Source organism: Amycolatopsis keratiniphila subsp. keratiniphila (assembly GCF_001620365.2).
GTDB classification, from domain to species: Bacteria; Actinomycetota; Actinomycetes; order Mycobacteriales; family Pseudonocardiaceae; genus Amycolatopsis; species Amycolatopsis keratiniphila.
Map to the genome: position 1 here is coordinate 37,959 of NZ_LQMT02000030.1, position 8,300 is coordinate 46,258.

The 8,300-nt window shown below is 68.1% G+C and carries 8 protein-coding genes; 6 read left to right on the forward strand and 2 right to left on the reverse strand.

Annotated features, from left to right (window positions below):
* Nucleotides 1-78 precede the first annotated feature (78 nt).
* Nucleotides 79-684: a TetR/AcrR family transcriptional regulator C-terminal domain-containing protein gene (locus AVR91_RS28525; RefSeq protein ID WP_063273989.1), complete on the forward strand. Its 606-nt coding sequence runs from the start codon at nt 79-81 to the stop codon at nt 682-684.
* Here the strand turns inward: AVR91_RS28525 and AVR91_RS28530 are convergent.
* Together AVR91_RS28530 and AVR91_RS28535 are read right to left on the reverse strand one after the other, a co-directional pair.
* Nucleotides 635-1,297 (reverse strand): response regulator, encoded by a 663-nt coding sequence (locus AVR91_RS28530; RefSeq protein WP_063273988.1) that lies wholly within the window; start codon nt 1,295-1,297, stop codon nt 635-637. The two genes, AVR91_RS28525 and AVR91_RS28530, sit on opposite strands and share 50 nt — an antisense overlap.
* On the reverse strand, nt 1,294-2,826 hold the full coding sequence (locus AVR91_RS28535; RefSeq protein WP_063273987.1) for a sensor histidine kinase: 1,533 nt from the start codon (nt 2,824-2,826) through the stop codon (nt 1,294-1,296). Before AVR91_RS28535 ends, AVR91_RS28530 begins: the two co-directional genes overlap by 4 nt.
* A gap of 132 nt (nt 2,827-2,958) precedes the next feature.
* On the opposite strand from AVR91_RS28535, the gene AVR91_RS28540 reads away from it, so the two are divergent.
* The 5 genes from AVR91_RS28540 to AVR91_RS28560 all read left to right on the forward strand — a co-directional run bounded on the left by AVR91_RS28540 (nt 2,959) and on the right by AVR91_RS28560 (nt 8,213).
* The gene (locus AVR91_RS28540; protein WP_083715669.1) at nt 2,959-3,927 is read left to right on the forward strand and encodes a Bug family tripartite tricarboxylate transporter substrate binding protein; all 969 of its coding nucleotides are present in this window, start codon (nt 2,959-2,961) and stop codon (nt 3,925-3,927) included.
* Nucleotides 3,924-4,418 (forward strand): tripartite tricarboxylate transporter TctB family protein, encoded by a 495-nt coding sequence (locus tag AVR91_RS28545; RefSeq protein ID WP_016331770.1) that lies wholly within the window; start codon nt 3,924-3,926, stop codon nt 4,416-4,418. The genes AVR91_RS28540 and AVR91_RS28545 overlap by 4 nt, the downstream gene beginning before the upstream one ends.
* The gene (locus tag AVR91_RS28550) at nt 4,418-5,935 is read left to right on the forward strand and encodes a tripartite tricarboxylate transporter permease (RefSeq protein ID WP_063273985.1); all 1,518 of its coding nucleotides are present in this window, start codon (nt 4,418-4,420) and stop codon (nt 5,933-5,935) included. The genes AVR91_RS28545 and AVR91_RS28550 overlap by 1 nt, the downstream gene beginning before the upstream one ends.
* A gap of 119 nt (nt 5,936-6,054) precedes the next feature.
* A complete protein-coding gene (locus AVR91_RS28555) occupies nt 6,055-6,609 on the forward strand; it encodes a hypothetical protein (RefSeq protein WP_063274050.1) in 555 nt (184 codons plus the stop codon).
* A gap of 167 nt (nt 6,610-6,776) precedes the next feature.
* On the forward strand, nt 6,777-8,213 hold the full coding sequence (locus tag AVR91_RS28560; RefSeq protein ID WP_143254142.1) for a DUF1996 domain-containing protein: 1,437 nt from the start codon (nt 6,777-6,779) through the stop codon (nt 8,211-8,213).
* Nucleotides 8,214-8,300 lie beyond the last annotated feature (87 nt).

The window sequence follows — 8,300 nt, forward strand, 5'->3', positions numbered from 1 at the left end:
TTATCGCCGTTAAGATCTTAACGATGATAAGATTCCGTCGAGTTGTCAACTCCGATACGGACCGGCGAAGGTGTGCGCATGGTCGTGAGACGGGATGGCTACGTTCGAGCCGCGCTGGAGCTCCTCGACGAGGTCGGGCTGGACGGATTGAGCCTGCGCAAGCTCGGGGAGAAGCTCGGCGTGCGCGGCCCCGCGCTCTACACGCATTTCGAGAGCAAGCAGGCGTTGCTCGACCAGATGGCCGAAACCATGCTCGACGACCGGCTCGCCCCGCTCGACGATCCCTCGGCGATGGACGACTGGGCCGAGTGGCTGACCCGGCGCGCCCGCACCATCCGCCGCACCCTGCTGTCCTACCGGGACGGCGCCCGCCTGCACGCCGGCTCCCGCCCGACCGGCCGGTCGGCGATGACACCGTTGATCAAACCGTTGCTGCGGGCGGGTTTCACCGAAGAGAACGCGACGCACGCGATCCTCGCGATCAGCCGCTACACCCTCGGCTGCGCGATCGACGAACAGCAGCACATCGAGGGCGACCACGACGAGGATCCGGCCGCCTCGTTCGAGTACGGTCTCGCACGCCTGATCGCCGGGCTCCGCGCCGACGTCGCGCATTCAGAGGACGAAATGCGGGTCAGGACCAGAGGTACCGTCGCTCCGGCCGTCCCGTCCCGCCGTACTTGAGGGTCACCTCGGCCTTCCCCGTCGCCACGAAATGCTCCAGGTACCGCCGCGCGCTCACCCGGGCGACGCCGGTCGCCTCGGCGCATTCGCTCGCCGACATCCCGCCGGCCGCGCCCCGCAGCGCGCTCTCCACCAGTCGCGCGGTCTCCGCCGTAAGTCCCTTGGGCAGTACGGGTTTCGCGCTCGGCCGCGCGCCGAAGACCTGGTCGACGTCGGCCTGCCCGGCCTCGGCGAGACGGTCCAGCCGTTGGTGCAGCGAAGCGAAATGGGTGAGCTGATCGCGCAGCGACGCGTATTCGAACGGCTTGATCAGATAGTGCAGCACCCCGCCCCGCATCGCCTGCCGCACGGTTTCGACGTCGGTCGCGGCGGTGATCAGGATGACGTCGACGTCCTCGGTCGTGCGCAGTTCCCGCAGCACCGAAAGCCCGTCGACGTCGGGAAGATAGACGTCCAGCAGCACCAGATCCGGTTTCAGTTCCCGCGCCAGGCGGATCGCGTCGGCGCCGGTGTGCGCGACCCCGACCACGGCGAACCCCTCCGTACGCGTGACGTATCCACTGTGGACCTTCGCGACCATGAAATCGTCGTCGACGACGAGCACCTTGATCATCGCGGCAGCCTCGCCGTGAACACCGCGCCGCCGGAGTTGTGCACCTCGACCGAGCCGCCTCGCCGCACACACGCCTGCCGGATCAGCGCGAGCCCGAGACCGCGCTGGCCGTGCGCGGCGGCCTTGGTGGTGAAGCCGTGCTCGAAGACCTCTTCCGCGATCTCCGGGGCGACTCCCGGCCCGGAATCACGGACCTCCACCCGCACTTCGTCCTCCTCCTGCCACACGCCGACCTCGATCCAGCCCTGCTCACCGCCCAGTGCATCCAAGGCGTTGTCGACGAGATTTCCCAGCACTGTCACCAAATCCGTGGAAAGGGCGTCCTCGACGCGGTCCAGTTCGCTGTCCGGGGCCATCCGCAGCCCGACCCCGCGTTCCGCCGCGAGCGACGCCTTCGCGATCAGCAACGCCGCCACCGCCGGGTCCCCGACGCGCGAGCCGACCTCCGCGCGCCACTCCCCCTGCGCCGAGCTGATCCGGCTGACGTAGCCGCGGACCTCTTCGTATTCCCCGAGTTCCAGCAGTCCGGAGATGGTGTGCAGCCGGTTGCTGAACTCGTGCGCCTGCGCCCGCAACGTGTCGGTGGCGTGCCTGCTGGCGTCGAGTTCGTCCCGCAGGGTCATCAGATCGGTGCGGTCCCGCAGGGTGACCACGGCTCCCCGCACGTCGATCGGCATCCGGTTCAGCGTGAGCACCTTCCCCTGCCGCAGCACGATCTGGTCCGCGCCGGTCGCACGGCCGGTGAGCAGGTCGCGGATCCGCTCGTTGAGGTCGAGGTCCTCGACCGACCGGCCGACCGCGTCGTCCGGCAGCGCCAGCAGTGCGCGCGCCTGATCGTTCACCAGGGTGATCCGGTGCTGCGGGTCCAGGCCGACGACGCCCTCCTTGATGCCGTGCAGGAGTGCCTCCCGGTTCTCGACCAGCGCGGTGATCTCGTGCGGTTCCAGGCCGAGCGTCTGGTTCTTCACCCGCCGCGCCAGCAGCAGCGAACCGCTCACCCCGATCACCAGCGCGACCCCCAGCACGCGCAGGGCGTTGTCCGGCGATTCGAGCACTCCGGCGAAGAACCCGGGCGACTTCGAGCCCGCCGCGACCATGCGGACCACCTTGCCGCCCTTCTCGTCGAGAACCGGGACGTGCGCCACGATCGAGCCGTCGAGTTCGCCGACCCACGACCGTCCAGAGAGGACGGTGCTGTCGCCGAGGTCGAGCAACGTGCGCACCTGCCCCGGATCAGGTGACGCGAGCACATAACGGTCCGCTCCCGCGATCACGACGAAATCGACCCCGGAGAGGCTTCGCGCGGTCTCCGCGGGCGCGTTCAGCTCCCACGGGCCGTTGTCGAGGTCGCCCACGATGCCCTGCGCGGCGACACTCTCCGCGACCGAAAGCGCCCGGCGTCCCTCGGTCGTGCGGAAGTTGTTCCCCGCCTGGACGACGGCCAGCACGCCCACCGCGCACAGTAGGCAGCTGACGACTACCAGTTGCCACACGAGGAGCTGGCGGGCCAAGGAACCCCGAGCACCCATCGCCACCTCCGCGTGACCACAAAGAACAAAAGAAACCTTAGGCGTCTAAGCGAGACATCTCTGTTTACACGAGTGCAACATGTCCAACCACGCGGCAGAGAGGCGGGGATCACAGTGAAGCCCAGTAGCTGGTTGGCCATCGCGGCGGCGCTTGTCGCCGTTTTGCTGGTGCCACCGTTGCTCACCCCGGGCAGCGAGGCCGACGAGGGCTCGCAGATCCGGTCGTTGCGGGTACTCGTGCCCAACGCGCCCGGCGGCGGTTACGACATCACGGCGCGCACCGCGACCAAGGCCATGGAGGACGCCGACCTGCTCGGCAACGCGGAGGTGTTCAACCTCCCCGGCGCCGGCGGCACGGTCGGTCTCGGCCGCACGGTGGCCGAACGCGGCAACGGCAAGCTCGTCATGTCGATGGGGCTCGGCGTCGTCGGCAGCGTGTTCACGAACAAGTCGCCGTCTTCGCTGCTCGACACCACACCGGTGGCGAAGCTGATCGAAGAGTCGGACATCGTCGTGGTCGGCAAGGATTCGCCGTACCAGAACATCGGCCAGCTGCTCGACGCCTGGAAGCGGGACCCTGGCGCGGTCCAGGTCGGCGGCGGTTCGTCTCCCGGCGGGCCGGACCATCTGGCGCCGATGCTCATGGCGAAGGCGATCGGGCTCCCGCCGAAGACGGTCAACTACGTCCAGTACGACGGCGGCGGCGAACTGCTCGCCTCGGTGCTCGGCGGCAAGGTCGCGTTCGGCGTCTCCGGTGTCGGCGAGTACCGCGACCAGATCGCGGCGGGCACGCTCCGGGTCCTGGCGGTGACGAGCGAGAAGCGGCTGCCCGGGATCGACGCGCCGACGCTGACGGAGTCCGGTGTGGACGTGAAGTTCACGAACTGGCGCGGCATCGTCGCGCCGCCCGGGATCACCGAATCGGACCGGGCGAAGCTGGTGAGCCTGTTCGAGCGGTTGCAAAAGACGCCGCAGTGGCAGGAAGCCTTGCAGCGCAACGGATGGACCGGCGCGTTCGCGCCAGGTGAGCAGTTCGGTTCGTTTCTCGAAGAGGAGAACACTCGAGTGGCAACGGTGCTGAAAGAGCTGGGTCTGGCATGACCACGTGGCTGAAAGGGCGCTCCGAACTCGGAGTGAGCGTGGTGCTCGTGGTGCTCGGCGTGCTGGTGCTGACCGACGCGCTGAGCATTCCCACCGACTTCGCCCAGCGCGGTCCCGTGGGTCCGAAGGCGGTACCGGTCCTGGTCGGTTCGTTGCTGCTGATCGTCGCGGTACTGCTGGCGCGCGACGTCCTGCGCGGCGGCAAGGGCGAGGCCGAGGGCGGCGAGGACATCGACCTCACCGCGCCCGCCGACCTGCGCACGGTCCTGTTGCTGTGCGGTGCCTTCCTCGCCAACGCGGCGCTGATCGGCCTCGTCGGGTTCCCGATCTCGGGCGCGATCCTGTTCTGGGGCGCGGCGTTCGCCCTCGGCAGCCGCAACCTGGTGCGTGACCCGCTGATCGCGGCGGGTATGTCGATCGTGACCTTCCTGATCTTCAACAACCTGCTCGGTGTCCCGCTGCCCGGTGGCCCGTTGATGGAGGTGTTCTGATGCTGCAGCAACTCATCGACGGGTTCGGCACCGCGCTGACCCCGACGCACCTCGCGCTCGCCGCGCTCGGTGTGCTGCTGGGCACCGCGATCGGGGTGCTGCCGGGGATCGGCCCCGCGATGGCGGTGGCCCTGCTGCTGCCGGTGACCTACGGCATGGAGCCGACGGCGGCGTTCATCATGTTCGCCGGCATCTACTACGGCGGCATGTTCGGCGGCTCGACGACGTCGATCCTGCTGAACACCCCGGGTGAGAGCTTCTCGGTGGTCGCCGCGATCGACGGAAACCCCATGGCGCGCAAGGGCCGGGGCGCGCAGGCGCTGGCGGCGGCCGCGATCGGGCATTTCGTCGGCGGCATCCTCGGCACGATGGCGCTGGTGCTGCTGGCGCCGATCATCGCGAAGTACGCGGTGGACATCGGCGCGCCCGACCTGTTCGCGATCATGGTGCTGGCGTTCATCGGGGTGACCTCGGTGCTCGGCAACTCGCGGATCCGCGGGGTCGCTTCGCTGCTGATCGGCCTCACCATCGGGCTCGTCGGCCTGGACGAGATGACCGGCCAGTCGCGGCTGACCTTCGGTTCGCTGCATCTGGCCGACGGGATCGACGTGGTGATCGTGGCGGTCGCGCTGTTCGCCGTCGGCGAGTCGCTGTGGGTCGCCGCGCATCTGCGGCGCAACACCTTCAAGCCGATCCCGGTCGGCAGGCCGTGGCTCTCGCGCGCCGATCTGAAGCGGACCTGGAAGCCGTGGCTGCGCGGCCCGGTGATCGGTTTCCCGTTCGGCGCCATCCCGGCCGGTGGCGCGGAGATCCCGACCTTCCTTTCGTACCTGACCGAAAAGCGGCTCTCGAAGCACAAGGACGAGTTCGGCAAGGGCGCCATCGAAGGGGTCGCGGGTCCGGAAGCGGCCGCGTCGTCCTCGGCGGCGGGCACGCTGGTCTCGATGCTGACGCTGGGCCTGCCGACCACCGCGGTCGCGGCCGTGATGCTGGCGGCGTTCCAGCAGTACGGCATCCAGCCGGGACCGCTGCTGTTCGAACGCGAGTCGAAGCTGGTGTGGGGCCTGATCGCCTCGCTGTTCGTCGGCCTGACGCTGCTGCTGGTGCTGAACCTGCCGCTGGCGCCGCTGTGGGCGAAGCTGCTGCGCATCCCGCGGCCGTACCTCTACGCGGGCATCCTGTTCTTCGCCAGCGTCGGCGCGTACGCGGTCAACGCGGACATCTTCGATCTGCTGGTGATGTTCGTGATCGGCCTGATCGGGTTCGCGATGCGCCGCTACGGGTTGCCGGTGCTGCCGGCGATCATCGGCGTCATCCTCGGCCCGGCCGCCGAACAGCAGATGCGGCGCGCGCTGCAGCTCAGTGACGGCTCGCTGACCGGACTGGTCGACACGCCGTTCGCGATCGTGGTCTACGTGATCATCCTGGTGATCCTGTTCTTCCCGTTGATCAAGCGTTTCCTGCCCTCCCGGCCCACCGCACCCGAGCCGGAGCCCAAGGACAAGGTCGACGCCTGAGAAGCGGGAACCGGCCCGGCCTCGACTGCCCCGAGGCCGGGCCTTCTCCCTCTTCGGAAGGAGGGAACTTGTCCGCGCGAGTGATCTTTCCGGCGCCTCACGGCGACAGGATCGGGCTCATGCAGATCCTCCACCGCCCTCCGGCCGTCAGCGACACCGAACGACCGGTTCCCCGCTGGGCGATGCGCCTGGCCTACGCGCTCCCCTGGCTCCTGCTGCCTTCGTGTCTGTGGCGGCTGCCCTTCGCCGTCCATTTCGAAATGGGCCAGGTCCACGATCGCCCGATGCCGGACTACTGGTTGAGCGTCCCGTACGTCCTCACGCTCAGCGTGCTTTCCGAGGTGATCGCGCTACTGGCCATCGGCCTGGTCCGCGGCTGGGGCGAAGTGGTGCCCCGCTGGATCCCGTTCCTCGGCGGCAAAGCCGTCCGGCCGATGGCGGCGGTCGTTCCCGCCGTGATCGGCGGCTTGATCCTCACCGCGCTCTTCAGCTCGATCCCCCTCGGTGACGACCGTCGGCTCACCGTGTTCGGCATCGCCGAAAACGCCCCTTACGTCAACGAAGGCTGGGAAACCCTGGCCGCGATCTGCATCGCCCCGCTCGCCTTGTGGGGACCCATCACCATCGTTCTGGGGCTCGCTTATCACCGCCGTCGCAAGGTAACGAAAGCATAACGGCGAGATCGCTTTTTGAACCGGCCGTCCCTCGGGGCCGTTTCAGCCAACGCGGAGTCAGTGACGCCGGCGCGGCCGGCGCCGCATCCCCCGGGCTTCGCGCAACGACACCGAACGAGGTGAACAAGTTCATGCCCCGTAACCAAAGAACCGCCGGCCGCCATCGCATGGCGCGCCGCACCAAGGTCGCCACGGGCGCCACCGCGCTCGCCCTCGCCGTCGGCGGGATCGTCGTGGTCAACACGACCGGAACCCCCGACGCCGCCAGGGCCGACGGCGCGGACAAATCGTTCTTCATCGACATCACGAAGGTCCCCCGCGGCAACAACGTCAACCTCGACCTCGCGAAACGAGGCGCCCGAGGGACGTTCACCGTGGACTGCGGCCGCAACGAGAACGGCCACTTCAACGGCGACAACTTCATCGCGCAGCCCGGCGTCCGCAATGGAGCCGAGCACCTGCACGACTACGTCGGGAACCTTTCGACCAACGCGGACTCGAACAACAAGAGCCTGCTGCGCGCGGGCACCACCTGCAAGAACGGGGACAAATCGGCCTACTTCTGGCCGGTCATCCGGATCAACACCGAGGAAGAGGAAGCCAACGAGGCCGCGAACGAGGAGAAACTCGCCGCCGACCGCGTCGACGCGGCCAAGGACGAGGCGGGTGCCCAGGTCGACTGCCCCGACGTCGCCAGCGAACTCGAAGAGGTTCCCGACCAGGCCATGCCCGCGGTCGACGAGAACCTCGACAAACTCGACCGGGAGTCCGAGAACGCGAACAACCAGCTGGCGCAAGGAAAACAGGCCGGCCAGGTGCTCGACGAGCTGAAGAACAAGCGGAAGCCGTCGATCCGGCAGATCGGCGACACCATGCGGCAGGCGGGCAAGCCGGTCGCGAAGAACGAAGACCAGCTCGCGAGCTGCGCGGTGAAGCAGAACGGCAAGGGCGGTCTCGACAACGGCGGCGACAACAGCAACGTCAACGCCGCCGGTGACGCCGAGAAGAAGAAGGCCGACGGCAACGCGGCCGATCTGCCCGGCGTCAATGACAACAACGAGATCGGCGACAACGAAGGCGAGATCCAGCGCGCCGAGAAGGTCGACCTGACCTTCACCAGTGGCGGAGCCCGCCGCGTCGTCGCGATGCCGAAGTTCCTGCGGGTGCTCTACGGCGACGCCAAACAGAGCACCAACGGCCCGGCCAACGCCCGGCCCAGCTGGACCTGCACCGGCTTCGAGGACCGGCTCACCGAGCTGTACCCGATCTGCCCGCGGGGCAGCAAGGTCACGCGGATCCACTCGTTCCCGAACTGCTGGGACGGGAAGAACACCGACAGCGCCAACCACCGCACGCATATCGTGTTCTCCGACCGCAACGGGAAATGCCCGCGCGGCTTCAAGAACGTGCCGCAGCTGCGGATCACGCTCGTCTACGACATCCCGGCGGACATCCAGGCCGCGGGGCAGTACGCGGTGGACGCGTTCGCGCAGGAGAAGCACAACCCGCGCTCCGACCACGACGACTTCGCGAACGTCATGTCGCAGCGGCTGATGAACCAGCTGGTGAAGTGCATCAACAGCGGCAAACGGTGTCGCCAGTAGGTGGGGTCCGCCGGATGTCATGAAAGGGTCGTTCAGGACGAACAGCGCTGATCAAAGCGTGTCCTGAACGACCCTTTCATGACGTTT

Coding starts and splice junctions, on each gene's coding strand:
- AVR91_RS28535 (WP_063273987.1), bottom strand. CDS start 2,826: ATGGGTGCTCGGGGTTCCTTGGCCCGCCAGCTCCTCGTGTGGCAACTG.
- AVR91_RS28530 (WP_063273988.1), bottom strand. CDS start 1,297: ATGATCAAGGTGCTCGTCGTCGACGACGATTTCATGGTCGCGAAGGTC.
- AVR91_RS28550 (WP_063273985.1), top strand. CDS start 4,418: ATGCTGCAGCAACTCATCGACGGGTTCGGCACCGCGCTGACCCCGACG.
- AVR91_RS28555 (WP_063274050.1), top strand. CDS start 6,055: ATGCAGATCCTCCACCGCCCTCCGGCCGTCAGCGACACCGAACGACCG.
- AVR91_RS28560 (WP_143254142.1), top strand. CDS start 6,777: ATGGCGCGCCGCACCAAGGTCGCCACGGGCGCCACCGCGCTCGCCCTC.
- AVR91_RS28545 (WP_016331770.1), top strand. CDS start 3,924: ATGACCACGTGGCTGAAAGGGCGCTCCGAACTCGGAGTGAGCGTGGTG.
- AVR91_RS28525 (WP_063273989.1), top strand. CDS start 79: ATGGTCGTGAGACGGGATGGCTACGTTCGAGCCGCGCTGGAGCTCCTC.